Origin of the sequence: Actinomadura napierensis (genome assembly GCF_039529375.1) — a bacterium.
Taxonomy (GTDB): Bacteria; Actinomycetota; Actinomycetes; order Streptosporangiales; family Streptosporangiaceae; genus Spirillospora; species Spirillospora napierensis.
Window position 1 is genome coordinate 37,949 of the sequence record NZ_BAAAMR010000019.1, and the last position, 25,200, is coordinate 63,148.

A 25,200-nucleotide genomic window follows, 5' to 3' on the forward strand; every position below is an offset into this window, starting at 1 on the left:
CATCTCGCCCGGGGACGCCACCGGCCCGGGATGCCGTCTGGAATGTCGTGTGTAACAGTGGAGGGCATGGTGGACACGTCGGGTGAGGACGCGGCCCGGTCCGCTGCCGCCCTCGACAATGCCGCGTTCACGCTGATGAGCGTATGGTCGCACGCGCACAACGCGCCGGACGTGCCGGTACCGTCGACGCAGCTCAGAGCGCTGTTCATCCTGGAGCGCGGGCCGGTCAACATCAGCCGCCTGGCCGCCGGGCTGGACGCGCTGGTGTCGTCGGCGAGCCGGCTGTGCGACCGGCTGGAGGGCGCCGGGCTGCTGATCCGCGACCCGGGCCGGGACCGGCGCGAGGTCACCGTCCGGCTCACCCCGGACGGGCAGGCGCTGCTGGACCGGCTGCGGCTGCGGCGGCGCGCGGAGCTCGCCGGGGTGCTGGATGCGATGCCGGCCCCGGCGCGGGCCGCGCTGCTGTGGGGCCTCGCGGAGTTCCGCGAGGCGGCGTCCGGCCGCGACGCCGACGGCGGCTCGTTCCCCATGCTCGCCTGACCCCCTTCCCCGCGGGTCCCGTCATCTCCCCAGAATCCACCTTGCCCGCCGCAAAGTCCTACAATTGCCAAATCTCCCGGTAAACGGAAAAGAGACGGCAATTATTCGGTCGCTTCACCGGACACGCCGCGCTCTTTTTCGGCGTTCACCCAACACAGCCGGTGACCACTACTAGCATCCGGCTCCATGGCGAATGACAATGCCTTTCCCGATCGGCCCGGCCGGAAGGCCGGAATGTCCGCCGGGAGGCCGCGATGACCGAACGCCGCTCCCGCGCCGCACCCGCCGGGCGGGCGCCCCGGCGCGCCGCGCTGGCGGCGGGCGCGCTCGCGACGGGCGCGGGCCTCCTGCTCGGCGGCTGCGGGCACTCGTCCGCCAACTCGGCGTTCGCCGGGGACGGCGCCAAGCGCGCGGCGCCGCCGGCGCAGGCCCCGGCGGGAGGCACCGCCCAGGCCCCGGAGGCCACCACCTTCGCCCGCCTCAAGGGCGTCCCGCGCGACGCCGAGCCCGGCCGAACCACCGGCGGCCTCGTCGTCCACCCCGCCAAGCCCGTCCCCGTGCTCGACAAGCCCGGCGGGCGGACGGTCGCCACGCTGCCCACCCAGGAATTGGGCGGCCCGACCTGGGTGCCCGTGGTGCAGAGCTCCGGAGACTGGCGGCGCGTGCTGCTGCCCAGCCGGCCCAACCGGGCGAGCGGCTGGATCTCCGGCACCACCGACGGCCTGCTCACCGCGCACACGCCCTACACCGTCAAGGTCGACCTGTCGCAGCGCCGGCTCACCCTGCTCAAGTCGGGCAAGGCCGCCGGCTCCTGGTCGGTCGCGGTCGGCGGCGCGAAGACGCCGACGCCGACCGGCCGCACCTTCGTGCTCGCCAACCTCGCTCCCGCCAAGAAGACGCCCAGCCCGCTGGTGCTGCCGCTCGGCACACACTCGGCCACCCTGGACACCTTCGGCGGCGGCCCCGGGACCGTCGCGCTGCACGGCTGGCCCGACCGCTCCGTGTTCGGCAAGGCCGTCACGCACGGCTGCGTGCGCGTGCCCCAGGACGCGCTGCAGGCCCTGGCCAAGGTCCCGCTCGGAAGCCTCGTGTTCATCGACGAGTGAGCCGACCCCGCTGATCACCGCGCCGCGCGGCCGTCAGGTCCGCCCGGACTCCACCCACGATCGGAGACGATCCATGCACGCCTTCAGACGCATGACCACCGCCGGCCTGCTCGCCGCCGGCCTCACCGCCGCCGCCGTACCGGCCGGCGCGTCCGTCCCGGCCGCGCCGTCCGACCCGGTCGGCTCCGCCTACGGGCTGGCCGTCAGCGGCCCGCTCGGCGCCGTCCCGCCGGTGCCCGCCGTCTCGTCCGAGCGCGGCGCCGCGCACAAGAGCCTGCTGCGCGAGGACCACACCAGGTTCGTCCGGGCCTCCGCGCTGAACGTGGACGCGACGCCGGCGAACGCCCGCTCCAACGTCTCCGACCTGGCCGTCCCGACCGCCAAGCTGGCGGCGGACGCGGTGAGCGCGACCTGCCGCGACGGCCGGGGCGGCGCGCACCTGACGCAGGCGGTCGTCGCGGGCAAGCGGCTGGACGCCACGCCGCCGCCCAACACGACCGTCCCGGTGGACGTCGAGGGCGTCGGGCGCACCTCGCTCGTCCTCAACAAGCAGCAGCAGATGCCGGACGGGCGGCTCGCCGTCACCGCCATGCAGCTGAACCTGCCCGGCGGCAAGGGCGCCGTGCGGGTCGCGTCCGCCACCTGCGGCCGCGCCGCCGCGCAGCGTCCCGCCGAGGCGCCGGCGCCGAAGCCGGTCAAGCACCACGACCTCGCGGTCACCGGCTGACCATTCCCGACGCGAACGGCCCGGCGGTGCACGCACCGCCGGGCCGTTCGCGCTGAATGGCGCATGCGGGTTTCCGCGTCAGACGGCGAACGATTTCTCGAAATGCACGATCGCCCCGTTCCGCTGGACGCGATCGAGAATATGGACTTCCTCCGTGAGCGCCCGCATCAACTGCAGGCCGCGCCCGTGCTCGGCGCCCGGCGGCGCCGGCGGCGCGTCCCAGCCCGGGGCGGTCCGCGCGGCGTCACCGCCCTCGGTCGTGCTCACGACGGCGCCCCCGTCGATGACCTCGACGACGCACTTGGCCCCGTCCATCCGAGCCCTGACCTCGTAGGCCTTGCCCGCCGTGGCGTGCTGGATCACGTTCGCGCACGCCTCGCCCAACGCCAGCGCGATATCGGCGCGGACCTCCGGCGGAACGCCGAGGCCGCGCAGGGAGGCGTCGAGCGTATGCCTCACCAGCGGAGCGCTCTCGGCGTTCCTCGGCAGGGTCATCTCAAGGACGACCTCCATACCATGCGCCTCCGTTCCCTCGCTAGTGGCAAGAATTCCCAATACCGCACATCGGAAACTCCGGCCACCGGCGGGGTCGACGGCGGCGTCAGCCCTCCTCGGCGCTTCCGGCCAGTTCGCGCTCCTGCGCGGCCTGCTCCTCGTTCAGCCCCCGGTAGTCGGCGCGCCGGTGCTGCTCCTCCTGCTCGTCGATCCAGCGGGCGTTCGCCTCCCAGGCGGCCTGCTTGCTGATCCCGAGCGCGGCCCCGATCTGCGACCACGACGCGCCCGCCTCCCGCGCCGACCGCACCGCGAGCTGCCGCCCGTACACGGCCTTGCGCGCGATGACCTCGCCGAGCGCGAGCATTTCGAGCGTCTCCTCGCGCAGCAGCGGAAGGTCGCCCATGGCGTCCCGCACCCACAGCTCGTTGTGCCGCGCGGTCGCCGACAGCAGCGTGAACTCTTTCTCGATGCCCTCAGGAGTGACCATGCCCACAGCCTCTCCGTCAAACCACCCTGACGTCAAGCCCTCCTGACGCCCGTTCGGGGGCGGGTCAGGCGGCGTGGCTCAGGCGGAGGCCGGGGAAGGGCCAGTTCTCGATCTTGAGGAGGTGGCCCGTGCTGGAGGCGGTGACGTACGCGGTGCGCATGTCGGGGCCGCCCCAGGTGATGTTGGTGATGCCCGGGTCGTCGTCCACGTCGATGTCGACGAACCGCACGAGGTCGCCCTTCGGGCTGACGATCGAGATCCCGGCGTGCACCATCGACGCGACGCAGACGTTGCCGTGGCCATCGACGCCGAGCGAGTCGAAGTTGACGTAGTCGGGGGCGGTGTAGAGGAAGTTGCCGCCGCCGGAGCCGCCGAGCGACCGGCCGCCCTTGATCTCGCCCGGACCGGTGACGTCCCACCACCAGACGCGGGCCGTGTAGGTCTCGCTGACGTACAGCCGCGTGCCGTCCGGAGACAGGCCGATGCCGTTCGGGCCCTCCATGCCGCCGGCGATCTGCTTGATGGACGAGCCGTCCGCCTTGGCGTAGTAGAGGCGGCCCTTGTCGCCGGTGACGCCGTCGCTCTTGCCGTAGTCGGTGAAGTAGATGCCGCCGTGGGCGTCGACCACCAGGTCGTTGGGGCCGCGGAGCGGGACGCCGTCCGCCTCGGTGTAGAGCGTCTCGACGGAGCCGTCCGCCAGGTCGACGGCCTGGAGGCTGCCGGTGGTGTAGTCGTCGGGGATCCCGCCCGCGAACACGAACCCGCCGACCTCGAAGCGGCGGAGGCCGCCGGAGTTGGCGATGTAGACGCGCCCGTCCGGGCCGAGCGCGGAGCCGTTCGGGCCGCCGCCGGTCTCCGCGGCGACGGACGTGGTGCCGTCCGGCTTCACGCGGGTGAGGGTGCCGCGGTGGATCTCGACGACCAGCACGTCGCCGCCCGGCAGGACGGTCGGGCCCTCCGGGAACAGCAGCCCGCTCGCCAGCTTGGTGACCTTCATCTTCTTCCCCTTTCGCGGACGGCCGGCGGCGGCCGCCGTCCCTGTGGTGCCGAGGACGGCTGCCGCGCCGGCGCCCGAGATCAGGGTCCGGCGAGTGATCGTCACGCCATCGCCTGGTCGCCCCGAGGGGGGACGGCCCCCCGCGCCCCCCGGTTCGCTTCGCTCATGTTCTTGAGAATCCGGCGGGCGGTGCTCTGGATGTGGACCTCGTCGGGACCGTCGTAGAGGCGGGCCTCGCGGGCGTGCCGGTACATGCGCGACAGCGGCAGGTCGTCGGTGAGGCCGGCGGCGCCGTGCACCTGGATGGCGCGGTCGATGACGTTGTGCAGCATCCGCGCGCCAACGACCTTGATCGCACCGATCTCGATGCGGGCTTGGTCGCCCGCGTCGATCTGCTCGGCGGCCTGGAGCGTGAGCAGCCGGGACGCCTGGATCTCGGTGTAGGAGTCGAAGACGTGCTGCTGCATCAGCTGCTTCGCCGACAGCGGCTCGCCGAACGCGACGCGGCTGCCGAGGCGGTCGCACATCAGCTCGAAGGCGCGCTGCGCCTGGCCGAGCCAGCGCATGCAGTGGAAGATCCGGCCGGGGCCGAGGCGGTCCTGGGCGATGACGAAGCCGTGCCCGCGCGGGCCGAGCAGGTTGTCGGCGGGCACGCGGACGTCCTCGTAGGCGACCTCGTAGTGGCCGCCGTTGAGGCCGAGGACGGGCGTCTCGCGGACGATCCGGTAGCCCGGCGTGTCCGTCGGCACGACGATCATGCTGAACGCGCGGTGCGGGGCCGTCCCCTCGGGCTCGGTGCGGCACATCACGGTGGTGTAGGCGGCCTGCCCGGCGCCCGTGGTGAACCACTTGCGTCCGGTGATGACCCATTCGTCGCCGTCCAGGACGGCCTTGGTCTGGAGCTGTGTCGGGTCGGAGCCGGCGTGGTCGGGTTCGGTCATCGCGAAGCTCGGGGAGACCTCGCCCGCGACCATCGGGGCGAGGTAGCGCTCGCGCCAGCGGGGGCTCGCGTACTTGTGCAGCATCAGCGAGTCCTGGAGCGTGAACGTGCCGAGGGCGAGCTGCCCCCATTCGCTGCGTCCCTGGACCTCGTTGACGTAGACGTAGTCGAGGAAAGGCAGGCCGCCGCCGCCCAGTTCCTTGGGATGCCCGAGCGCCCAGAGCCCTTCCTTCTTCGCCTCGTCGCGGAGTCGCAGAAGGGTGTCGCGGTCACCGGAATTGAGAGCGGGCTCGGCCGGTTCCACGCGTTCGGTCATGAACGTATGAACGGCGTCGCGGACGCCCCGCACCCGGTCCGGCACGGGGAACAGCATCAACTGCCCCCGGTGAGGTCGGCGGAGATGTCGCGGGTGCCGTAGCCCTCGGGCGCGGCGACCTCGACGATGGGCTCGGGACGGTCGTCGAATTCCAGCCGCAGCGCCCGGGACATCGTCGCGTGCATCTCGTACATGCAGGTGATGTAGGTGAGCTGAAGGATCTCCTTGTCGGAGAGGTGCTTCTGCAGGATCTCGAACACCCGGTCGGGGACGCGCCCGCCGTCGAGGACGAGCCCGTCGGTGTAGGCGAGAACGGCCCGCTCCAGTTCCGAATAGCAGTCGGCCGTCTGCCAATGCGGAATGGACTCGATCCGGTCCTCCGACATCCCGAGCGCCCGCATCTGCTTGCAGTGCTGGGAGAACACGAACTGGCTGCCGCGCGCCCACCCGGCCCGGCATTGCCCGAGCTCGCGCAGCACCGGGTCGAGGGAGGAGTTGCGGTAGAGCGCGAAGCCGCGGACGGCGTGCTTGAAAACGTCCGGGTCCTGCGCGAACACCGTCCACCAGTCGCCGGGCGAGCCGGTCGCGGTGCCGTGGTCGACGGCCGGGTCCCGGTCCGGTGCGAAGAGGTGGTCGTAGAAGAACAGGATGCGCTCGTCGGTGACCTCGGCGCGGGGTACTTCACGCAGACGCGGCATTGCTCTTCTCCTTGGTGACGGTGCGGTCGGCGGCGGTCTTCGGCTCGTGCGAGACGTCGGACTCGTCGAAGGCGCGGGTCCAGCAGGCGAATTCGAGGAGGATCCCGTCGGGGTCCTGGAAGTAGAAGGAGCGGACGAAGACCTCGTCGTTGAATTCGCGGGCGACGCCCCACTCGCTGTCGTCGTGGTTGAGGATCGGGCTGACCTCGACGCCCTTGTCCTGCAGCCGCGTCCTGTACTCCTCGAACCTCTCGACCGGGACGTGGAACGCGACGTGGTTCATCGACCCGACGGCGCTGAGCAGCTCGCCCTGCTCGGGGCGGGTCTTCGGCGCGGAGATGCCGGGGACGCCGTCCGGCGCGTCCGGGAACCAGAAGAACGCGACGCAGTCGCCGCCGCCGCAGTCGAAGAAGAAGTGCTGGCCCATTCCGGCGGGCAGGTCGAGGGTCTTGATGAGCGGCATTCCGAGGACGCCGGAGTAGAAGTCGATCGTGCGCTGCATGTCGGACGAGACGAGCGCGAGGTGGTTGATTCCGCCGAGCTCGAACTCTTTGTTCGTTGCCATTGGGGACCTCCTTCAGAGGGGAGCGGCGTAGCGGGTGCGCAGGTCGCGCTTGAGGACCTTGCCCGCGACGTTGCGCGGGAGCTCGGCGACCACCTCGACGCGGCGCGGGACCTTGTAGCCGCCGAGGTGCTCGCGGGCGAAGGCGATGACGTCGCCGGGCGCGGCGGACGCGCCGGGCCGCAGCACGACGGCGGCGCAGACGGCCTCGCCCCAGCGCGGGTCGGGGACGCCGAACACGGCGGCGTCCGCGACGTCGGGGTGCCGGTACAGGACCTGTTCGACCTCGCGGGACGCGACGTTCTCGCCGCCCGTGATGATCATGTCCTTGATGCGGTCCACGATGTAGACCATGCCCTCGGCGTCCCGGCGGACAACGTCGCCGGTGCGGAACCAGCCGTCCCGGAACGCCTCGGCGGTCAGCTCGGGCTCGCGCCAGTAGCCGCGCATCACCTGGTCGCAGCGGACGACCATCTCACCGGGCTCGCCCGGCGGAACGTCGTCGAAGTCCGGGTCGACGATCCGGATGTCGGCGAGGTCCATGACGCGTCCGGCGGCGGCGAGCAGGTGCGTCTCGCCGGCGGCCGCGCGGCGGTGCTCGGCGGTGCCGAAGTACAGGATGTTGCCGCCGAGCTCGCTCATGCCGAAGCCCTGGTAGAAGTCGCAGCCGAGGACGTCCATGCCGCGCCGCAGCACCTCGGCGGGGATCGCGGACGCGCCGTACCCGATCGCCTCCAGCGTGCCGAGGTCGTGGTCCTCGATGCCGGGGTGGGCCAGCAGGAACGCGATCATCGTCGGGGCGAGGCCGGTCTGGGTGACCTTCCATTCGGCGACGAGGCGCAGGAACGTCGCGTTGTCGTAGGACCGGACGATCCCGACGGTGGCCGAGCGCATGTGGTTGACGAGGACCGCGTACCCGCCGACGTGGCACAGCGGGAAGCAGAACAGGAAGACGCTGTCGTCCGGGATCTCCCACTGCGCGGCCGAGCTGATCACGCCGGTGACCAGGTTGCGGTGGCTGAGCATGACGCCCTTGGGGGCGCCGGTCGTCCCGCTGGTGTAGACGAGCCAGGCGATGGAGTCCTCGTCGGGGCGGGGCGGCTCGGTCGCGTCCGCTCCGGTGACGAGGTCGGCATAGGCGCGGTCGCCGCCGCCGTCCAGCCCGACGACGACCTTCACGCCGGGCATCTCGTGCCGGTGCTCGTTCATGGCGTCGAGGTACTCGCCGCTGACGACCAGGACGGTCGCCTGCGCGTGCTCGACCAGCGCGGTGATCTCGGACGGGTGGAGCCGGTGGTTGAGGAACGTCAGCGCCATCCCGGCGGCGGGGACGCAGTAGTAGAGGTCGACGTACTCGGGCCGGTTGCCCGACAGGACGGCGATGCGGTCGCCGGGCTCGGCGATGGTCCGCAGCGCGTTGGCGGCCCGGCGGACCCGGTCCCGCAGCTCCGCGTACCCGATCACCTGGTCCTCGAACCGGAGCGCGGTGCGGCCGGGATGCTTGCGCGCGGCGTACTCGACGATGTCGCTGATCAGCATGGTCGCACCGGCGCCTCCCCGAAGTTGACTTGACAGTCATATCAACTTGCTCGATGCTCGGATACTGTTCCTGCGAACATCAGGTTGTCAAGCCCCGGCGGGGCGGCGGCCCCACGGCGAAAGGAACCACGGGATGGCGGAGACGGGTGGAGGCGAGAGCCCGCAGGCGCCGCTGACCGAGCGCGGCGCCCGCACCAGGGAGCGCCTCATCGCCGCGGCCCGCGAGGTCTTCGAGGAGCGCGGCTTCCTCGACACCCGGGTCGCGCACATCGCCCGGCACGCCAGGGTGGCCTACGGCTCCTTCTACACCTACTTCCCGTCCAAGGAGGCCGTCTTCCTGGAGGTCGCCGACCGGCTCTTCGAGGACATGACGCGGCACTCCTTCGCGCCCGGCGCGGACTCCGCCGCCCTGGAGCCCGCCGCCACCGAGCCCGCCGCGCGCATCCGCCGCGCCAACCGCTCCTACTACGAGGCGTACCGGCGCAACGCCAAGATGATGGCGATCATCGAGCAGGTCTCCACGTTCAACGAGGAGTTCCAGGAGATGCGGCGCAAGCACCGCGCCGAGTCCGTCGGACGGTCCGCGCGGGCGATCGAGCGCTGGCAGCGCGCCGGCCTCGTCGACTCCGGCATCGACCCCGAGATGTCGGCGCGCGCGCTCGCCGCGATGGTCGACCACTCGCTGTACCTCTGGCTCGTCCAGGGCGACGACACGTCCGACACCGAACGGCTCCTGGACACCCTCGACGCCCTCAACGTCCGGGCCCTCGGCCTGCGTCCCGCCCCCTGAGAACTCCCCCCGAAGGAGACCCGCGTGCACGAGGAACTCGCCGACCGCTTCATCGCCGCCATCACCGGCGGCGACGTCGACACGCTCCGCTCCCTCTACGCGCCCGGCGCGCTGATCTGGCACAACGGCCCCGGCTCCGGCGGCGGCGCGGAGCAGGCCGTGGACGACAACCTGCGCACCCTCCGCTGGCTGTCGCGCAACCTCGACGGCTTCCGCTACGAGGAGATCCGGCGCGACGCGCTGCCCGGCGGGTACGTCCAGCGGCACGTCCTGCGCGGCACCCTCCCGGACGGGGCGCCCCTCGAAATCGCGGCGTGCCTGTTCGTCACCGTCGACGGCTCCGGTCGCATCGCCCGCATCGAGGAGTACGCCGACACCCGCGGCAGCGACCCGCTGCGCGAGCTCGCCGCCGCCCAGCGCGCGGCCCGCGCATGACCGCGCTGGAGTCCGCGCTCGCCGCCCGGCTCGGCGCGGACGTGACGGACCTGCACCGGCTCTCCGGCGGCGCGAGCCGCGAGACCTGGTCGTTCGACGCGGACGGTCGCGCGCTGATCCTGCGCCGCGATCCCCCGTCGTCGCCCGACCCGGACGCGATGGCGCGCGAGGCGGCGCTGCTGGCGTCCGCCGCCTGCGCCGGCGTCCCCGTCCCTTCACTGGCCGACCACGGGGACGACCTGGCCGGCGCGCCCTTCATGATCATGGAGCGGCTGTCCGGCGAGACGATCCCGCGCCGGCTGCTGCGCGACGAGGCGTTCGCCGCGGTCCGCCCCCGGCTGGCCCGCGACCTCGGCGGCGTCCTCGCCCGGCTGCACACGATGGCGCCCGTCCCCGGCCTGCCCGACGAGGACCCGCTCACCGCGATCACCGCCTACTACGAGGCGTTCGGCGAGCCGCGCCCCGCCGTCGAGCTGGCGCTGCGCTGGCTGCGCGAGCACCGCCCGCCCGCGTCCGGGCGCCGCACGGTCGTGCACGGCGACTTCCGCAACGGCAACCTGATGATCGCGCCGGACGGCGTCACCGGCGTCCTGGACTGGGAGCTCGCCCACCTCGGCGACCCCGCCGAGGACCTCGGCTGGCTGTGCGTGAAGGCGTGGCGGTTCGGCTCGCCGCATCCCGCCGGCGGCTTCGGCTCCCGCGACGACCTGCTCGCCGGCTACGCCGAGGCCGGCGGCGCCCCGCCGGCCCCCGGCGAGCTGCACTGGTGGGAGGTCTACGGCACCCTCCGCTGGACGATCCTGTGCCGCCACCAGGCCGAGCGCTTCCTCAGCGGCTCCGACACGTCCATCGAGTACGCCGTGCTGGGACGCAAGGTCTGCGAGCAGGAGCACGACATCCTGCTCGCGCTCGGCCTGGCCTCCCCCGTCACCGTCCAGGACCCGCTCGCCGCGACGCCCGACTCGCCGCCGCACGACCGTCCGAACGCGTCCGCGCTCATCGACGCCGTCGGCGCGTTCCTGCTGGAGGCCGAGCAGCCCGACGAACGGCTGCGCTTCCACGCCCGGGTGGCCGCGTCCGCGCTGCGCATCGCGCGCCGTGAACTGCTGCTGGGCGAGGCCCACAAGGCCGCCCACGCCGCCCGCCTGCGCGAACTCGGCTGCGAGACCGACGCCGACCTGGCGGCCGCCATCCGCGAGGGCACCCTCGACGCCCGCCGCGACGAGGTGGTCGCCGCGATCCGCGCCGCGATCGTCGACAAACTCACCGTGGCCAACCCGCGCCACCTGGCACTTCCCGGCTGACGCGCGAGGTTTTCCACATTCGGTTAATCCCTTGTGGAGGGTCGATCGACTCGTGGAGGATTTTCCACGTGACGCCACGAGTGGTGCTCGATCCGGACATCCCCGAAGGGGCGCGCGAGGTTCTCGCGGCCAACGCGCACCTGCTACCGCATCCGTCCGCGCCGCCGCCCCGCCCGCGTTTCGGCGGGCGGGGCCTGACCACGGCCGCACTGGCCGCGTTCCAGGCGCCGATCTGGGTCTACCTGCCCGTCCTCGCCTGCTGGCAGTACGGGAAGCGGGCGAAGATCGCCGGCATCGCCGCCGAAGCCGTGGTCATCGCCCCCATCGCCATCTGGGGCTTCTACGGGCTGGCCTTCAACATCCTGTTGGGCGTACCGCTCCAGATCATCGCTTTCATCACCGTCCTCGTCCTTTCGGGCGAACCGCAATTGCCGAAACTGATCCGCCGGCACAAGGACGGCTACATCCGCCCCGAGGAACTCAACGGCGCCGCACCCGCCCTCCTCGACCGCGCGCAGGCGGCCGTCGACGCCGTGATCCGGTCCGAGGTCAACCGGGAAGGCCTCCTGGACGAGGTGCGGAACACGGTGACCCTGCCCCGGCAGCTCTGGGACATCGCGCAGACGCTCGCCGAGCTGTCCCGGCTGAACGCCGAGCAGGCGCGGAAGGCGATGGGGGTCAGCACGCCGCGCGTCGTGGAGGCGATGCGTCCCCGGCGCAAGGCCCTGAATCTGGCGACCGAGTCCGTCGTCAAACGCGTCGAGGCGCTCGAACGCTACGCCGCGCGCACCCGCGCCGCGGACGGGTCGCTGCTCGAACTGCGCGCCCTCCAGAACCTGGCCGAAGGGAGCGACGCCTACCGCGACCTGCTGGCCCGCACGGTCCGCGACGACCTGGCCATCGCCGAGATCGACGACCTGACCGAGCGGGCCCGGCAGATCGAGGAGGCTCTCCATGACAGCGTCGAACAGGCCCGCAGGGCCGGCCTCTCCCTGGTACCCCAAGCGAGCTGACCCCCGCCCGGCCTTCCGGATGCCGAGCGGGATCACCGTCCTCGGCGCCGTCGTCCTGACGGTCCAGATCCTCTTCTGGATCTTCGCCCTGGCCTCCGGGTAGCCCGCTCCGGGCACGGACGGAAGGCGGGCCGTCCTCGCCGAACGGTGATCCGGGCGCCGCCGGGCGTACGCCGTCCGTTCATGTCGGGGACGCCTGCGCGCACGAATCGTTCGCCACCCTAACGAACGTGAACACTCCTCGCATGGGCATCCCCCAGCGCCTCGCCGAGCGCATGAGCATGGCGGAGCAGCACGAATACCTGCACTCGAAGTTCTCCCGCCGCGGCCTGCTGCGCGGCGGCGCGGTCGCGGCGGGCGGCCTCGCCGCCGGCGGGCTGCTGACCGGCACCGCGAACGCGTCGGCGCCGGCCGCCCCGCGGCTGCTGGCCCCGTCTCCCGAGCACGTCGACGGGGCGCTCGTCGCGCCGATCGGCCGGCATCTCGCCTTCGGCACCGACCCGCGGACGCAGATGACCGTGTCCTGGCAGGTCCCCGTCGCGGTGAAGAACCCGTTCGTGCGCATCGGCACGCACCCGTGGAACCTGTCGAAGCGCATCCCGGCGGAGGTCCGCAGCCTCTACACGCCGGCCGGCGTCGGTTCGAGCCCGAACTACACCCAGTACTACCTGCACGTCCAACTGAGCAAGCTGCACCCCGGCACGACCTACTACTACGGCGTTGGACACGACGGCTTCGACCCGGCCAGCTCGCACCTCGCCGGGACGATCGGGACGTTCACCACGGCCCCCGCGAGCCGGTCGAAGTTCACCTTCACCGCGTTCGGCGACCAGGGCGTCAGCTACCACGCGCTGGCCAACGACAGCCTGATCCTGGGGCAGAACCCGGCGTTCCACCTGCACGCCGGCGACATCTGCTACGCCGACCCGTCCGGGTCGGGCCAGACGAGCGACACCTTCGACGTGCGGACGTGGGACCAGTTCCTCGCCCAGACCGAGACGGTCGCCAAGCAGGTGCCGTGGATGGTCGGGTACGGCAACCACGACATGGAGGCCTGGTACTCGCCCAACGGGTACGGGGGCGAGGAGGCCCGCTTCCAGCTTCCCGGGAACGGTCCAGACCCGAAGAACCTGCCGGGCGTGTACTCGTTCGTGTACGGCAACACCGCGGTCATCTCGCTGGACGCCAACGACGTCTCCTACGAGATCCCCGCCAATCAGGGCCTGTCCAAGGGGAAGCAGACGGCGTGGCTGGAGGCGCAGCTCAAGTCGCTGAGGCAGCGCCGCGATGTCGACTTCATCGTGGTGTTCTTCCACCACTGCGCGTTCTCGACCACGAACCAGCACGCCTCCGAGGGCGGCGCCCGCGACGCGTGGGTGCCGCTGTTCGAGAAGTACCAGGTCGACCTGGTGGTGAACGGGCACAACCACGTCTACGAGCGCACGGACGCCATCAAGGCCAACGCGGTCGGCAAGCAGGTGCCGATCGGCGGCACGGCCCGTCCGGAGAGCGACGGCGTGGTGTACGTGACGGCGGGCGGCGCGGGCAAGAGCCTCTACAGCTTCCCGGTGCCGGACTCCTACGAGGGCAACGAGAAGCCGCTCGACTCGGTGGCCACGTATGTGTGGGACAAGGACCGCAACAAGGTCGCCGAGACGGTGCACTGGTCGCGGGTGCGGTTCACCGGCTACTCGTTCATCCGGGTCGACGTGGCCCCGGCGTCGCGCGGACGGACCTCGACGCTGTCGGTCCGGGCGCTGGCCGAGAACGGCACGGAGATCGACCGGTTCACGATCGCCCGTCCGTCGCGCGCCTGACGCTTCGGTGCCCGCGCACCGGCCGGCGGGCCGCGGGCGGAACCGGCGAGGGTTCCGCCCGCGGCGCCTCGGAAGGGCAGCCGGGTCAGTCGGGCAGGTCGGCGACGCGGTCGGCGACCAGGCCGAACAGGTCGCCGATCGTGGTGAGGGCGGCGGCGTGCAGCGCGCCGGCCGGGATCGGCGCGCCGTCCGGGCCTGCCAGCGGCCGGGTCGCGCACGCCTCGGCGACGACGGTGGGCCGGTAGCCGAGGTTGAACGCGCCCTGCGCGGTGAACTGGACGCACATGTGGGTCATGAAGCCGGCGAGCACCAGGGCGGGGCCCGCGTCCAGCCGGCGGAGCACGTCCGTCAGGTCGGTGTCGTGGAAGGAGTTCGGAAAGCTCTTCACGACGACCGGCTCGCCGTCCCGGGGCTCGACGCGGGAGTCGATCCGCCCGATCTCGGCGCGGATGTCGTACGGGCTGCCCTCGCCGCCGTCGTTGACGACGTGGACGACCGGCGTTCCGGCGGCGCGGGCGCGGTCGAGCAGCCGGGCGGCGGCGTCCAGGGCGGGGTCGGCGCCGGGCAGCGCCATGACGCCGGTGCGGTAGGTGTTCTGGAAGTCGATCAGGACCAGGGTGCTCGTGGACAGCGCGGGCAGCGCGCCGTCCAGGCCGATCACCTGGCGCAGCGTGGTGGAAACGGTCATCTCATTCCTCCTGTGATTCTGGAAATCCGGGCAGCGTGCAGCGCCGGCCCGACCGGGCCGGAGTGGGGAACGGGAGGTCAGGCGGCCGTGCGGAACCGCCGCCGGTAGGCCGCCGGGGTGGTGCCGAGCCGCCGCCTGAACGCGCGGTGCAGCGTCTCGACCGATCCGAGCCCGCACGCGCCGGCGACCCGGTCGAGCGGCTCGTCGGTGCCCTCCAGCAGCCGCCGCGCCGCCTCCACCCGCGCCGCCTCGACGAAGGCGGCCGGAGTGGCGCCGGTCTCCCGGCGGAAGACCCGTGCGAAGTGCCGTTCGCTGAGGCACATCCGGTCAGCGAGCGCCGCGGCCGACAGGTCGGCGGACGGGTTCGCGGTGATCCACGCCCGCAGCTCGTCCAGGTCGCGGCGCTCGGCCGGGGCCTGCCACAGCGGGACGCTGAACTGGCTCTGCCCGCCCTGCCGCTTGAGGTACATCACCAGTTGCCGGGCGACGGCGAGGGCGAGCCGTTCGCCGTGGTCCTCGGCGACGAGGGCGAGCGCGAGGTCCATGCACGCGCTGATGCCGGCGCCCGTCCACACGTTCCCCGACCGGACGTAGGTCGGGATCCACGACGACGTCCGGGTGGTCGGCCGCGAGCCGGTCCGCGGTGGCCCAGTGCGTGGTCGCCGTCCGGCCCGCGAGCAGCCCCGCGGCGGCCAGCAGGTGCGCGCCGACGCACACCGAGGCGACGCGGCGGGCGTGCCCGGCGGTCTCGGCGATCCAGCCGACCAGGTCCGGATCGATCACCGGCGCGCCGTCGCGGTCCACCGCGCCCGGCACCACCAGGGTGTCGACCCGGTCGCCGACCTCCCCGAACGTCAGGTCGGTGACGAGCCGGACGCCGGCGGCGGTGCGCACCTGGCCGCCGTCCGGCCCGGCGAGCAGCACCCGGTAGGGCGTCCCGCCGGACATCTCCCGGTTCGCGAGCGCGAACACCTCCGCGGGCCCGGTGACGTCGAGCAGGTCGACGTCCGGGAACACGGCGACAACGACACGGTGCGGTGCGGACATGAGCCCATTGTCACCGGCATGCCGCCATGTCCGCCACGACGAGGTTCTGTCACATCCGGACACCGGCCGCCTCCCCGCCGTGCGGGCGCGACGCCGGTATCCACTCCGTCGATGACCGGCATCCGGGATAACGATCACCCGTGACCTGGTGCCGCGACCGTGCCCTCTGCTTCCTTAGGTGACACCCCTGACCTGAGCGAACGCCAGGCATCCACCCCGTCGGCCGAAGGTTGTCTCCGTGTGCACCTGCGCATCCCACCCCGCTGAAGGCCCCGCCGAAGCCATCGCGTCCGAAGCCCCGGCGTCCGAAACCGCGCATTCCGGCCGGCGGGCGGTCCTCAGGGCCGCCGTTCTCGGCGGCGGCGCGGCGGCGCTCGCCGGTCTGGCCCCCGCCACCGCCCAGGCGGCGCAGGCCGCACCCGGTGGCCGCCGTCCCGGCCATCGCGGCACCGAACTGTTCCTGCTGGGCACCGCGGGCGGACCGCCGCCGCTCGCGGCCCGGACCGGCATCGCGTCCGCGCTGGTCGTCAACGGCCGCACCTACGTGATCGACGCCGGACGGGCGGCCGTCACCCAGTTCATGCGGGCCGGGCTGTCCATGCCGTCCCTCGCCGCGATCTTCGTAACGCACCTGCACGCCGACCACACCGTGGACCTGTTCTCGTTCCCGCTGCTCAGCGCCGGGGTCGTCGGCAAGCAGGGCTTCCAGAAGCCGATCGATGTGTACGGGCCCGGCTCGGCGGGTCGGCTGCCGGCCGGTCCGCCGCCCGGGTCGCACTGGGTCGAGGCGGACGATCCCGTCCCCGGCGTCGCGGACGTGCTGCGCCTGTCGAACGCGGCGTTCGCCTACTCCACGAACGGGTTCATCGCCGAGCACATGGGCAGCGACCCGGCCGACTACGTCCGGGCCCACGAGATCCAGCCGCCCGCGTCGGCCGGGGCGAGCGCGACCAACACCGCGCCGCGGATGGACCCGTTCCCGGTGATGGAGAACGACGACCTCAAGGTCACCGCGATCCTCGTCCCGCACGGACCGGTGTTCCCCGCGCTCGCCTACCGGATCGAGACCGAGGACGGCGTGATCGTCTTCTCCGGCGACACCGCCCGGTCGCCCAACGTCCCGCGGCTGGCCGACGACGCCGACGTCCTCGTCCACGAGGCCTTCCACCGGGACGCCGTCGCCGCGATCGGCTACCCGCCGGCGGTCGTCGAGCACATCGGCGCCGTCCACACCGAGGTGGGCGAACTGGGCGCGATCGGCGTCGAGTCGGGGGCCCGGCACATCGTGATCAGCCACATCTCGCCGGCCGACCCGTCGGTCCTCTCGGACGCCGGCTGGCAGAAGGCCGCCGACGCCAGTGCCCGGAAGGCCCGCTACCGCGGCCGCATCACGCTGGGCAACGACCTCGACCGCTTCGACGTCGCGAAGTCCAAGGGCCGGAAGTAGGCCGTCAGCCGAAGCCGCCGGCGCGGCCCAGCAGGGCGGGGGCGGGCTCGCCGAGGAGGTCGGCGAGCCAGGTGCCGGTCGCGGCGACGGCGTCCATGTCGATGCCGGTCTCGACGCCGCTGCGGTGCAGGGCGTAGAGGAGGTCCTCGGTGGCGATGTTGCCGGTGGCGGCGGGGGCGAAGGGGCAGCCGCCGAAGCCGCCGGTGCTGGCGTCGAGCGTGGGAACGCCCAGGTCGACGGCCGTGAGGGCGTTGGCGTAGCCGGTGTTGCGCGTGTTGTGGAAGTGGAAGCGCAACGGTGTCCCCGGCGCCGCCGCGCGGACGCGGGCGGTCAGGTCGCGGACCTGGGCGGGGACGCCGACGCCGATCGTGTCGGCGATCGCGATCTCCGCCGCGCCGGCGGCGTGCGCGCGGCGGGCGATCTCGGCGACGCGCTCGGGCGGCGTCTCGCCCTCGAACGGGCAGCCGAACGCAACGGCGATCGTGACGCCGGCGGGGACGTCCGCGTCGCGCGCGGCGGCGGCGATGTCGTCCCAGACGTCGAGCATTTCCGCCATGGTGCGGCCCTGGTTGCGGACGCTGAACGTGTCGGACGCGACGAGCACGACGTTCACCTCGTCCACACCGGCATCGAGGGCGCGGTCGAGGCCGCGCCGGTTGAGGACGAGGCCGCTGTAGGAGACGCCGTCGCGGCGCGGGACCCCGGCCATGACCTCCTCGGCGCCCGCCATCTGCGGCACGCGCTTGGGGTTGACGAACGAGACGGCCTCGATGCGGCGGGTCCCGGCGTCCACGCAGCGGGCGATGAAGGCGATCCTGTCGTCGGGGGTGAGCACGCGGTCTTCGTTCTGCAGCCCGTCGCGCGGCCCCACTTCGAGCACTGTTGTATGCAACTCGGCCTCCATCTTGCGTGATTCGACCTCGATATGACTATATTGCATGCAATCAACGCGGAGGGGGATCGGATGGCACGGGCGACCGACGCCGCCTACGACGCGGTGCGGCGGATGATCCTCTCCGGCGAGGCACAGGCGGGCAGCCGGCTCGGCGAGGCGGAACTGGCCGAGACACTCGGGCTGTCGCGCACGCCCGTCCGGGAGGCGTTGCAGCGGCTCGGCGCGGACGGCCTGGTCGAGGTGCTGCCCCACCGGGGGGCGCGGGTCGTCCGGTGGACCCGGCGGGACCTGGAGGAGATCTTCGAGCTGCGGTCGCTGCTGGAGCCCTACGCGGCGGCGCGCGCGGCCCGCATGGCGCCGGACCAGGACGTCCTGGCGGACCTGCTCGGCCGGTGCGACGCGATGGAGGCGGCGGTCGCGGACGGCGACCTCACGCGCGTCGCGCAGCTCAACTCGCTGTTCCACGCCGCCGTCATCGAGGCGTCCCAGAACCGGCGGCTCCCGGCGATGCTGACGTCGGTCATGCACGCCCCCCTGATCGTCGGAACGTTCCGCCGCTACGACGCCGGCGCGATGGCCCGCAGCATGAACCACCACCGCGAACTGGTCGCCGCGCTGGCCGCCCGCGACCCCGACTGGGCCGAATCGGTGATGCGCGCGCACATCCGCGCCGCCGCGGCCAACCTGACGACCGAGGAGGAACGATGAACGACGCCGCGCTGGGAGACCTGCGGGTCGTGGAGATGGGCCAGCTGCTCGCGGGCCCGTTCTGCGGGCAGCTGCTCGGCGACTTCGGCGCCGAGGTCGTCAAGATCGAGCCGCCGGGGTCCGGCGACCCGATGCGCGAGTGGGGGCGCGAGAAGCCACACGGCATGTCGCTGTGGTGGCCGATCCTCGCGCGCAACAAGAAGTCGGTCACGCTGAACCTGCGCACGCCGGAGGGCCAGGCGCTCGCCCGGCGGATCATCGCGCAGGCCGACGTGCTGGTGGAGAACTTCCGCCCCGGCACCCTCGAACGCTGGGGCCTCGCGCCCGCCGACCTGCGGCGGGAGAACCCGCGGCTGATCATCACCCGCGTCACCGGCTACGGGCAGGACGGCCCGTACGCGCCGCGCGCCGGTTTCGGTTCGATCGGCGAGGCGATGGGGGGCATCCGCTACGTCACCGGCGACCCCGACAAGCCGCCGTCCCGCGCGGGCATCTCGCTCGGCGACGAGCTGGCCGGCACGTTCGCCGCGCTCGGCACCCTCGTCGCGCTGCACGCCCGGCACCGGACGGGACGCGGCCAGATCGTCGACTCCGCCCTGTACGAGGCGGTGCTCGCGCTGATGGAGTCGCTCGTCCCGGAATGGGAGATCGCCGGCTACCAGCGGGAACGCACCGGCTCCGTGCTGCCGAACATCGCGCCGTCCAACGTCTACCCGACGCTGGACGGACCGGTCCTGATCGCCGCGAACCGCGACACGATCTGGCGCCGGCTCGCCGCGCTGATGGGCCGTCCGGAACTGGCCGACGACGAGCGCTACGCGACCCACGGCGCGCGCGGCGCCAACGCCGCGGAGCTCGACGACCTGATCGGCGCGTGGACGTCCGGCCAGAGCTCCGCCGCACTGCTCGACCTGCTGCACGAGAACGGCATCCCGGCCGGGCTGACCTACCGCGCCAAGGACATGCTGGCCGACCCGCACTACAAGGCCCGCGAGGCGATCATCCGGATGGCGCATCCCGACTTCGGCGACTTCCCGATGCACAACGTGTTCCCGAAGCTGTCCGAAACCCCGGGCGAGGTCCGCACACTCGGCCCGTCTCTCGGCGAGCACAACACCGAGGTCTACGGCGACCTCCTCGGCCTGTCCCCCGAAGACATCAAGACCCTGGAGACCACCGGCACCATCTGACCGCTGTGAGCGATCTGTGAGCGGCCCGGGGCAGCGTCGTCCCCATGGACTACGCGTTCCGGGCCGAGGGCCTGGTCAAGAGATTCGGGAAGACGACCGCGCTGGACGGCGTGGACCTGGCGGCCCGTCCGGGCACCGTCCTCGGTGTCCTCGGACCCAACGGCGCAGGAAAGACGACGGCCATTCGGATCCTCGCGACGCTGCTGCGTCCCGACGCCGGACGCGCCGAGGTGCGCGGGCTGGACGTGGTGCGCGACGCCGCCGAGGTGCGCCGGATGATCGGCCTCACCGGGCAGTACGCGTCCGTGGACGAGGACCTCACCGGCGCCGAGAACCTCGTGCTGATCGGGCGGCTGCTCGACCTGCGCAAGGCCGAGGCCCGCGCGCGCGCCGCCGAGCTGCTGGAGCGGTTCGAGCTGACCGGCGACGCGGGACGGAAGGTCTCGACGTACTCCGGCGGGATGCGGCGCCGCCTCGACCTGGCCGCCGGCATGATCGGCCGGCCCGCCGTGATCTACCTGGACGAGCCGACGACCGGCCTCGACCCGGGCCGGCGCGAGGAGGCGTGGCGGCTGATCCGGTCGATGACGTCCGGCGGCGGCGCCGTCCTGCTCACCACGCAGTACCTGGAGGAGGCGGACGCGCTCGCCGACGAGATCGCGGTGATCGACCGCGGCCGCGTGATCGCGACGGGGACGCCCGCCGAGCTGAAGCGGATCGCGGGCGGCCGGACCATCACCGTCCGCCCCCGCGACCCCGGCCGGCTCGCCGAGGTCGCCGGAATCCTCAGCGCGGTGACCGGGCGCGACGCCGAGTCGCCGCACCGGGACGCGGTCACCGCGCCCGTCGCGGGCGAGGACGGCGACGGCGCGCTCGCCGAGACCGTCCGGCGGCTGGCGGCGGCCGGGATCCCGGTCACCGAACTGTCGCTGCGCCTGCCCGGCCTCGACGAGGTGTTCTTCACCCTCACCGGCCACCGCGCGGACGACACGGAGGCGGCGGCATGACGGCGACCATCACCGGCACGCAGGCGGCGGCGGCACCGGCGCGGCGCCGGCTCGGGCTCGTCCGGCACAGCCTGCTGCTCGCGGGCCGCAGCCTCACCAAGAACCGGCGGAACCCGGGGCTGCTCAGCGACGCCCTGTTCATGCCGATCGTCTTCCTGCTGCTGTTCGTGTACCTGTTCGGCGGCGCGGTGTCCGGCTCCACGCACGCCTACCTGCAGTACATCTTCCCCGGCGTGCTGGTGATGTCGGCGATCCTCGTCGGGATGCTGGCGACCGGGCTCAGCATCAACACCGACATCAAGAAGGGCGTCTTCGACCGGTTCCGGAGCCTGCCGATCGGACGGTCCGCGCCGCTCGCCGGCTCGGTGCTGGGCGATCTGATCCGGTACCTCGTCGCGGTCGTCGTGCTGTTCGCCACCGGATACCTGCTGGGATTCCGCGTGGAGACCGACGTGCCGCGGGCGCTCGGCGCGGCGGGGCTCGCGGTGACGCTCGGGTTCTGCATGAGCTGGATCAACGTGCTGATCGGCGTGCTGATCCGGGAGGAGGTCATCGTGCAGACGGTGGCGTTCCTCGGCATCTTCCCCCTCGCCTTCGGCACGAACATGGTCGTGCCGACGCACACGCTGCCCGGCTGGCTGCAGGCGTGGGTGAAGATGAACCCGGTCAGCCATGCCGTGGACGCCTGCCGCGGACTGCTCCTCGGCGGACCCGTCGCACACGAGGCGATGCTGACGCTTCTGTGGTCGGCCGTGTTCCTCGTGGTTTTCGCGCCGCTGGCCGTCCTCGCCTATCAGCGGCGTAGCTGACCGTCCAGGAGGGCGAGCGCGTCCGATACGTCCAGGTCGGCGCCGCGCGCATAGGCGTCCCGGTAGACGCGCTCGCCCAAGGCTTTCCTCAGCGCGCGCGCCACGAGAACGACGTCGGGGTTGTACGCGTCAGGCGCGCCGCGCAGTACCGACGCCGCACCCATGACCTCCGCCGCTCGTACGGGCGAGGACGCGGCGCACAGCCGGGCGACCGCGATGCCCGCGACCGCCGCGATCGGCAGGTCCGGCGCCTCCATGGCCTGGACGAGGGCCTTCCGCAGCCGCGCGCGGGCCTCGTCCAGGTCATCGGCACCGATCGCGAGCTGCGCCATCGCCGTCTCCAGCAGCGCGCGGAACTGCGGGTACGACGGCACCCTGGCAAGGTCCCGCTCGGCGGCGGCATAGTGCCGCCTCGCCTCGCCCGCGTCGCCGGCCTGACGCGCGAGGTCGCCCAGCGCGAGCCGCACCGGCACCAGATAGCGGGACGGCGTCGCGGCGCCTGGAACGAGCATCACGGCGAGTTCCTCGCGGGCCCGCCCGACGTCCCCGGCGCGGGCCCGCGCCACCGCGAGCATCACCCGCTGCATGCCGGCGGCGGTGTCCTGGCCCAGCTCCCGCAGCAGCCCGATCGACTCCTCCAGCTCCTCGATCGCGGTCCCGAAGTCGCCCGCGACCGTCCGCGCCTCGGCCGAGAACACCAGCGCGAGCGCCAGCCCGGCCCGGTCACCGGCCTCCCGGAACGCGGCTTGAGCGGCGACGATGTCGTGGCCCGCCGCGTCCATCGCGCCCCGGTTGCCGTTCAGCATCGCCCGCGTCAGGTACAGCGCCGCCCGCGCCCACGCGTCGCGCTCCCCGGCGAGGCGGCGGTCGACGGCCGCGACACCGCCCGCCGTGTCGTCCGCGAGCAGGGCGACGGACGGCTCGGCCAGCGCGGCCAGTGGATGCGCGGCGTCCACCTGCGACCGCAGCAGCGGATCGCCGCGCGCGGCCCCGCCCGACAGGACGGTGTTGAACGCGTATCCGCCCAAAGCGATGGCCTCGGCGTCCCCCGGCACGGGCGCGTCACGCGGAACCTCCAGCGCCTGCCGCAGCCGCCGCGCCGCCTCCGCATGATCGCCCTGGATCGTCCAGAACGACGCCAGAGCCGCCCCCAACCTGATCGCGGACGCCGCATCACCCGACTCGACCGCCCAGTTCAGCGCCCCGGACAGGTTCTCGCGCTCGCCCGCGAGCAACGCGATCCAGCGGAGCTGCTCCGCGCCGCGCAGATGCGGCTCGGCCCGCTCCGCGAGATCGAGGAAGCACGCCAGGTGCGCGTCGCGCGCCGCATCGGCGTCCGCCGGCCGCTCCCGCCCGTACTCGCGGATCGTCTCCAGCATCCGGAACCTCGGCTCGGGCCCGTCGATCGCCTGGAGCAGCGACCGGTCGGCCAGCGAATCCAGCGCGTCCAGCGGCTCGTCCCGGCCGCCGACCCACTTCGCGGTGTCCGGCGTGATCGTGCCGGGGAACACCGACAGCCGCGCGGCGAACCGGCGGTCCTTCTCGTCCAGCAGGTCCCAGCTCCAGGCGACGACGGCGCGCAGCGTCCGGTGCCGGGGCAGAGCCGTGCGGCTGCCGCCCGCCAGCAGCCGGAACCGGTCGTCCAGCCGCGCCGACAGCTGGTCCAGCGGCATCGACCGCAGGCGCGCGGCGGCCAGCTCGATCGCCAGCGGCAACCCGTCCAGCCGGCGGCAGACCTCCGCGACCACTTCCGGATCCCCCTGGAACCCGGGCCGGACCACCGCCGCACGCTCGCCGAACAACCGCACGGACTCGGCGACGTCCAGCGGCGGCACCGGGCACAACGCCTCCCCGTCCACGCCCAGCCGCTCCCGGCTCGTCGCCAGGATGCGCAGGCCGGGGCAGCGGCCGAGCAGCTCGTCCGCGAGCCGCGCCGCCGCCTCGACCACGTGCTCGCAGTTGTCCAGAAGGATCAAGGTCGCGTCGGCGGACAGCGCCTCGACCAGCCTGCCCGTCCCCTCCCCCAGGACGTCGGCGACCGCGCGCCGCACCTCGTCCGGCCCGGCCGCCGCCAGCCCCACGAACCAGACCCCGCCCGGAAACCTCCCGGCCAGCTCCGCCGCGACCGTCGTGGCCAGCCGCGTCTTCCCGGCACCGCCGGGGCCGACCAGCGTGACCAGCCTGCCGTCCCACAGCCGCCGCCCGATCCAGGCGCGCTCGTCCTCCCGCCCGACGAAGCTGGTCGACGGGACGCGCAGGTTCCCGCGCACGCGCTCCACCGGCACCGCCCGCAGCACCGCGAGGTAGGCCTCCCGCAGTTCAGCGCCCGGATCGGCGCCCAGCTCGTCCGCCAGCACACCCCTGAACCGCTCGAAGACGACCAACGCCTCCGCCGCCCGGCCGCCCCTATGCAGCGCCTCCACCAGCAACACGCGGACCCGTTCCCTCAGCGGATGCCGCGCCGCCAGCTCCTCCAGCTCCGCGACGAGCCGCGCCGGATCGGCGCCCGTGGCCAGGTCGGCGGCGACCCGGTCCTCGGTCGCCGCGACCCGCAGCTCTTCCAGCCGGACGGCAGCCGCTTCGGCGAACGGCAGCCGCGCCGCGTCCGCCAGCGCGTCCCCGCGCCACAACGCGAGCGCGTCCCGCAAGAGCCCGGCCGCCCGCTCGGCGTCCCCGTCCCGCAGCGCCCGGCCGCCCTCCCGCGCGAGCCGCTCGAACGTCAGCGCATCAACGGCCTCGTCCGGGACGTCCAGGACATAACCCCCGGCCACCGACCGCAGGCACCCATCCGGAAGGCACCGCCGCAGCCGCGAGACGAGCGCCTGCAACGCGTGCACCGGATCCGCCGGCCCGCCGTCCGGCCACAGCGCCCGCACGAGCGCGTCCGCCGGGACCGTCCGTCCCGGCTCGAGTGCCAGCCTGGTCATCAGCGCGCGCAGCCGGGCCCCGCCGACCGGGACGTCCCTGTCCCGATCGGCGACCGCCAACGGCCCGAGCACCCCAACCCGCATGCCCCAACTGTGTCACCCGCGACCCGGAGCAGGAGTCCGGGCGGCCGCCGGTGTCAGCAGTACGCGGCCGCCGGTGTCAGCAGTACGCGGCCGCCGGTGTCAGCAGTACGCGGCCGCCGGTGTCAGCAGTACTTGGACGAGCCGCTGCCGCCCCACGAGCAGGAGTCCGCCGCCGCGCCGCTCGGGTAGCGGAGGTAGGCGGTGTCACCGGTGTTGTTCCAGATGTAGGCCTTCGAGCCCCAGTACCGGTTCGTCGCGGTGTTCGTCCCCCGGCCCGTGTGCACGTAGACCGACTTGTGCCCCTTCAGGGTGAACGAGCCGAACGTGTACGTGTGGCCGGACTTGTCGCGCAGCGTGACCCCCTTGAGCTGCTTCGACGTCGTCGAGGTGTTGTACAGCTGCACCCACTCGGCGTTCAGCGACGCGTTCGACCGCGTGTCCGTGCCGGGCGAGTTGAAGTAGACCCGGTAGATCTGCACCGGGCTCGCGGCCTCGGCCGGCGCCGCCGCCAGCAGCCCCGCCGCCACCGCTCCGGCGATGGCCACGGCCCCCGTAACAACAAGCCTCTTCACCCGTAGATCCCCTTCCGTTCACCAGCGAATGCCTATTTGTATCGGTATTCGCGTACACAT

Annotated in this window: 24 protein-coding genes and 1 pseudogene; 13 read left to right on the forward strand and 12 right to left on the reverse strand. The window is 72.9% G+C overall.

All coding sequences use genetic code 11. The features are described 5' to 3' along the window. Positions 1 to 66: 66 nt before the first annotated feature. From ABD296_RS13330 to ABD296_RS13340, 3 genes are all read left to right on the forward strand, one after another. Entirely contained in the window at positions 67 to 540 is a 474-nt protein-coding gene (locus tag ABD296_RS13330; protein WP_344265770.1) for a MarR family transcriptional regulator, read from the forward strand. A 254-nt stretch (positions 541 to 794) separates the two neighbouring features. Continuing rightward, positions 795 to 1,646, forward strand: a complete 852-nt coding sequence (locus tag ABD296_RS13335; RefSeq protein ID WP_344265773.1) for a L,D-transpeptidase — start codon at positions 795 to 797, stop codon at positions 1,644 to 1,646. A gap of 73 nt (positions 1,647 to 1,719) precedes the next feature. After that, positions 1,720 to 2,373 (forward strand): choice-of-anchor P family protein, encoded by a 654-nt coding sequence (locus ABD296_RS13340; protein ID WP_344265775.1) that lies wholly within the window; start codon positions 1,720 to 1,722, stop codon positions 2,371 to 2,373. 78 nt (positions 2,374 to 2,451) lie between these two features. Here the strand turns inward: ABD296_RS13340 and ABD296_RS13345 are convergent, their stop codons facing one another. The 7 genes from ABD296_RS13345 to ABD296_RS13375 form a co-directional block, all read right to left on the reverse strand. Further along, positions 2,452 to 2,886, reverse strand: a complete 435-nt coding sequence (locus ABD296_RS13345) for an ATP-binding protein (RefSeq protein WP_344265777.1) — start codon at positions 2,884 to 2,886, stop codon at positions 2,452 to 2,454. An 88-nt stretch (positions 2,887 to 2,974) separates the two neighbouring features. Continuing rightward, entirely contained in the window at positions 2,975 to 3,355 is a 381-nt protein-coding gene (locus tag ABD296_RS13350; protein ID WP_344265779.1) for a hypothetical protein, read from the reverse strand. A gap of 64 nt (positions 3,356 to 3,419) precedes the next feature. Further along, on the reverse strand, positions 3,420 to 4,457 hold the full coding sequence (locus tag ABD296_RS13355) for an SMP-30/gluconolactonase/LRE family protein (RefSeq protein WP_344265781.1): 1,038 nt from the start codon (positions 4,455 to 4,457) through the stop codon (positions 3,420 to 3,422). Continuing rightward, entirely contained in the window at positions 4,454 to 5,665 is a 1,212-nt protein-coding gene (locus ABD296_RS13360) for an acyl-CoA dehydrogenase family protein (protein WP_344265783.1), read from the reverse strand. The genes ABD296_RS13355 and ABD296_RS13360 overlap by 4 nt, the downstream gene beginning before the upstream one ends. After that, positions 5,665 to 6,306, reverse strand: coding sequence for a carboxymuconolactone decarboxylase family protein (locus tag ABD296_RS13365; RefSeq protein ID WP_344265785.1), 642 nt, complete (start codon positions 6,304 to 6,306; stop codon positions 5,665 to 5,667). The genes ABD296_RS13360 and ABD296_RS13365 overlap by 1 nt, the downstream gene beginning before the upstream one ends. Further along, positions 6,290 to 6,871, reverse strand: a complete 582-nt coding sequence (locus tag ABD296_RS13370; protein WP_344265788.1) for a VOC family protein — start codon at positions 6,869 to 6,871, stop codon at positions 6,290 to 6,292. Before ABD296_RS13370 ends, ABD296_RS13365 begins: the two co-directional genes overlap by 17 nt. A gap of 12 nt (positions 6,872 to 6,883) precedes the next feature. Then, a complete protein-coding gene (locus ABD296_RS13375) occupies positions 6,884 to 8,407 on the reverse strand; it encodes a class I adenylate-forming enzyme family protein (RefSeq protein ID WP_344265791.1) in 1,524 nt (507 codons plus the stop codon). A 133-nt stretch (positions 8,408 to 8,540) separates the two neighbouring features. On the opposite strand from ABD296_RS13375, the gene ABD296_RS13380 reads away from it, so the two are divergent. The 5 genes from ABD296_RS13380 (at position 8,541) to ABD296_RS13400 (ending at position 13,766) form a co-directional block, all read left to right on the forward strand. Next, the gene (locus ABD296_RS13380) at positions 8,541 to 9,197 is read left to right on the forward strand and encodes a TetR/AcrR family transcriptional regulator (RefSeq protein WP_344265794.1); all 657 of its coding nucleotides are present in this window, start codon (positions 8,541 to 8,543) and stop codon (positions 9,195 to 9,197) included. Positions 9,198 to 9,221: 24 nt separating this feature from the next. Beyond that, positions 9,222 to 9,632 (forward strand): nuclear transport factor 2 family protein, encoded by a 411-nt coding sequence (locus ABD296_RS13385; protein WP_344265797.1) that lies wholly within the window; start codon positions 9,222 to 9,224, stop codon positions 9,630 to 9,632. Beyond that, positions 9,629 to 10,936, forward strand: a complete 1,308-nt coding sequence (locus ABD296_RS13390) for a phosphotransferase family protein (protein WP_344265800.1) — start codon at positions 9,629 to 9,631, stop codon at positions 10,934 to 10,936. Before ABD296_RS13385 ends, ABD296_RS13390 begins: the two co-directional genes overlap by 4 nt. Positions 10,937 to 11,004: 68 nt before the next feature. Next, on the forward strand, positions 11,005 to 11,949 hold the full coding sequence (locus ABD296_RS13395) for a hypothetical protein (protein ID WP_344265803.1): 945 nt from the start codon (positions 11,005 to 11,007) through the stop codon (positions 11,947 to 11,949). Between the two features lie 245 nt (positions 11,950 to 12,194). Further along, positions 12,195 to 13,766: a purple acid phosphatase family protein gene (locus ABD296_RS13400; protein ID WP_344265806.1), complete on the forward strand. Its 1,572-nt coding sequence runs from the start codon at positions 12,195 to 12,197 to the stop codon at positions 13,764 to 13,766. Between the two features lie 85 nt (positions 13,767 to 13,851). Here ABD296_RS13400 and ABD296_RS13405 read toward each other — a convergent pair whose 3' ends face one another. Together ABD296_RS13405 and ABD296_RS50575 are read right to left on the reverse strand one after the other, a co-directional pair. Beyond that, positions 13,852 to 14,454 (reverse strand): cysteine hydrolase family protein, encoded by a 603-nt coding sequence (locus ABD296_RS13405; RefSeq protein WP_344265808.1) that lies wholly within the window; start codon positions 14,452 to 14,454, stop codon positions 13,852 to 13,854. 77 nt (positions 14,455 to 14,531) lie between these two features. Further along, a pseudogene (locus ABD296_RS50575) lies at positions 14,532 to 15,501 on the reverse strand (GlxA family transcriptional regulator). A 238-nt stretch (positions 15,502 to 15,739) separates the two neighbouring features. Here ABD296_RS50575 and ABD296_RS13420 point away from each other — a divergent pair. Next, complete coding sequence (locus tag ABD296_RS13420; RefSeq protein WP_344265811.1) at positions 15,740 to 16,948, forward strand: MBL fold metallo-hydrolase; 1,209 nt, start codon at positions 15,740 to 15,742, stop codon at positions 16,946 to 16,948. Between the two features lie 4 nt (positions 16,949 to 16,952). On the opposite strand, the gene ABD296_RS13425 is transcribed toward ABD296_RS13420, so the two are convergent. Further along, complete coding sequence (locus ABD296_RS13425; protein ID WP_407061471.1) at positions 16,953 to 17,888, reverse strand: hydroxymethylglutaryl-CoA lyase; 936 nt, start codon at positions 17,886 to 17,888, stop codon at positions 16,953 to 16,955. A 24-nt stretch (positions 17,889 to 17,912) separates the two neighbouring features. Here ABD296_RS13425 and ABD296_RS13430 point away from each other — a divergent pair, with 24 nt between their 5' ends. Genes ABD296_RS13430 through ABD296_RS13445 form a run of 4 tightly spaced genes read left to right on the forward strand, consistent with a single transcriptional unit; the run spans position 17,913 to position 21,557 of the window. Beyond that, complete coding sequence (locus ABD296_RS13430; protein ID WP_344265816.1) at positions 17,913 to 18,551, forward strand: GntR family transcriptional regulator; 639 nt, start codon at positions 17,913 to 17,915, stop codon at positions 18,549 to 18,551. Then, positions 18,548 to 19,741, forward strand: coding sequence for a CaiB/BaiF CoA transferase family protein (locus ABD296_RS13435; protein ID WP_344265818.1), 1,194 nt, complete (start codon positions 18,548 to 18,550; stop codon positions 19,739 to 19,741). Before ABD296_RS13430 ends, ABD296_RS13435 begins: the two co-directional genes overlap by 4 nt. 44 nt (positions 19,742 to 19,785) lie before the next feature. Next, positions 19,786 to 20,748, forward strand: coding sequence for an ATP-binding cassette domain-containing protein (locus tag ABD296_RS13440; protein WP_344265820.1), 963 nt, complete (start codon positions 19,786 to 19,788; stop codon positions 20,746 to 20,748). Then, the gene (locus ABD296_RS13445; RefSeq protein ID WP_344265823.1) at positions 20,745 to 21,557 is read left to right on the forward strand and encodes an ABC transporter permease; all 813 of its coding nucleotides are present in this window, start codon (positions 20,745 to 20,747) and stop codon (positions 21,555 to 21,557) included. The genes ABD296_RS13440 and ABD296_RS13445 overlap by 4 nt, the downstream gene beginning before the upstream one ends. Here the strand turns inward: ABD296_RS13445 and ABD296_RS13450 are convergent. Together ABD296_RS13450 and ABD296_RS13455 are read right to left on the reverse strand one after the other, a co-directional pair. Then, the gene (locus ABD296_RS13450; RefSeq protein ID WP_344265826.1) at positions 21,542 to 24,568 is read right to left on the reverse strand and encodes a BTAD domain-containing putative transcriptional regulator; all 3,027 of its coding nucleotides are present in this window, start codon (positions 24,566 to 24,568) and stop codon (positions 21,542 to 21,544) included. The two genes, ABD296_RS13445 and ABD296_RS13450, sit on opposite strands and share 16 nt — an antisense overlap. A gap of 122 nt (positions 24,569 to 24,690) precedes the next feature. Beyond that, the gene (locus ABD296_RS13455; RefSeq protein ID WP_344265829.1) at positions 24,691 to 25,113 is read right to left on the reverse strand and encodes a lamin tail domain-containing protein; all 423 of its coding nucleotides are present in this window, start codon (positions 25,111 to 25,113) and stop codon (positions 24,691 to 24,693) included. Positions 25,114 to 25,200: the final 87 nt, after the last annotated feature.

Bases quoted from the DNA above. Each gene is read 5' to 3' on its own strand.
- ABD296_RS13330 (WP_344265770.1), top strand. From the start codon at position 67: ATGGTGGACACGTCGGGTGAGGACGCGGCCCGGTCCGCTGCCGCCCTC.
- ABD296_RS13335 (WP_344265773.1), top strand. From the start codon at position 795: ATGACCGAACGCCGCTCCCGCGCCGCACCCGCCGGGCGGGCGCCCCGG.
- ABD296_RS13340 (WP_344265775.1), top strand. From the start codon at position 1,720: ATGCACGCCTTCAGACGCATGACCACCGCCGGCCTGCTCGCCGCCGGC.
- ABD296_RS13345 (WP_344265777.1), bottom strand. From the start codon at position 2,886: ATGGAGGTCGTCCTTGAGATGACCCTGCCGAGGAACGCCGAGAGCGCT.
- ABD296_RS13350 (WP_344265779.1), bottom strand. From the start codon at position 3,355: ATGGTCACTCCTGAGGGCATCGAGAAAGAGTTCACGCTGCTGTCGGCG.
- ABD296_RS13360 (WP_344265783.1), bottom strand. From the start codon at position 5,665: ATGCTGTTCCCCGTGCCGGACCGGGTGCGGGGCGTCCGCGACGCCGTT.
- ABD296_RS13365 (WP_344265785.1), bottom strand. From the start codon at position 6,306: ATGCCGCGTCTGCGTGAAGTACCCCGCGCCGAGGTCACCGACGAGCGC.
- ABD296_RS13370 (WP_344265788.1), bottom strand. From the start codon at position 6,871: ATGGCAACGAACAAAGAGTTCGAGCTCGGCGGAATCAACCACCTCGCG.
- ABD296_RS13375 (WP_344265791.1), bottom strand. From the start codon at position 8,407: ATGCTGATCAGCGACATCGTCGAGTACGCCGCGCGCAAGCATCCCGGC.
- ABD296_RS13380 (WP_344265794.1), top strand. From the start codon at position 8,541: ATGGCGGAGACGGGTGGAGGCGAGAGCCCGCAGGCGCCGCTGACCGAG.
- ABD296_RS13390 (WP_344265800.1), top strand. From the start codon at position 9,629: ATGACCGCGCTGGAGTCCGCGCTCGCCGCCCGGCTCGGCGCGGACGTG.
- ABD296_RS13400 (WP_344265806.1), top strand. From the start codon at position 12,195: ATGGGCATCCCCCAGCGCCTCGCCGAGCGCATGAGCATGGCGGAGCAG.
- ABD296_RS13405 (WP_344265808.1), bottom strand. From the start codon at position 14,454: ATGACCGTTTCCACCACGCTGCGCCAGGTGATCGGCCTGGACGGCGCG.
- ABD296_RS13425 (WP_407061471.1), bottom strand. From the start codon at position 17,888: ATGCAATATAGTCATATCGAGGTCGAATCACGCAAGATGGAGGCCGAG.
- ABD296_RS13430 (WP_344265816.1), top strand. From the start codon at position 17,913: ATGGCACGGGCGACCGACGCCGCCTACGACGCGGTGCGGCGGATGATC.
- ABD296_RS13435 (WP_344265818.1), top strand. From the start codon at position 18,548: ATGAACGACGCCGCGCTGGGAGACCTGCGGGTCGTGGAGATGGGCCAG.
- ABD296_RS13440 (WP_344265820.1), top strand. From the start codon at position 19,786: ATGGACTACGCGTTCCGGGCCGAGGGCCTGGTCAAGAGATTCGGGAAG.
- ABD296_RS13445 (WP_344265823.1), top strand. From the start codon at position 20,745: ATGACGGCGACCATCACCGGCACGCAGGCGGCGGCGGCACCGGCGCGG.
- ABD296_RS13450 (WP_344265826.1), bottom strand. From the start codon at position 24,568: ATGCGGGTTGGGGTGCTCGGGCCGTTGGCGGTCGCCGATCGGGACAGG.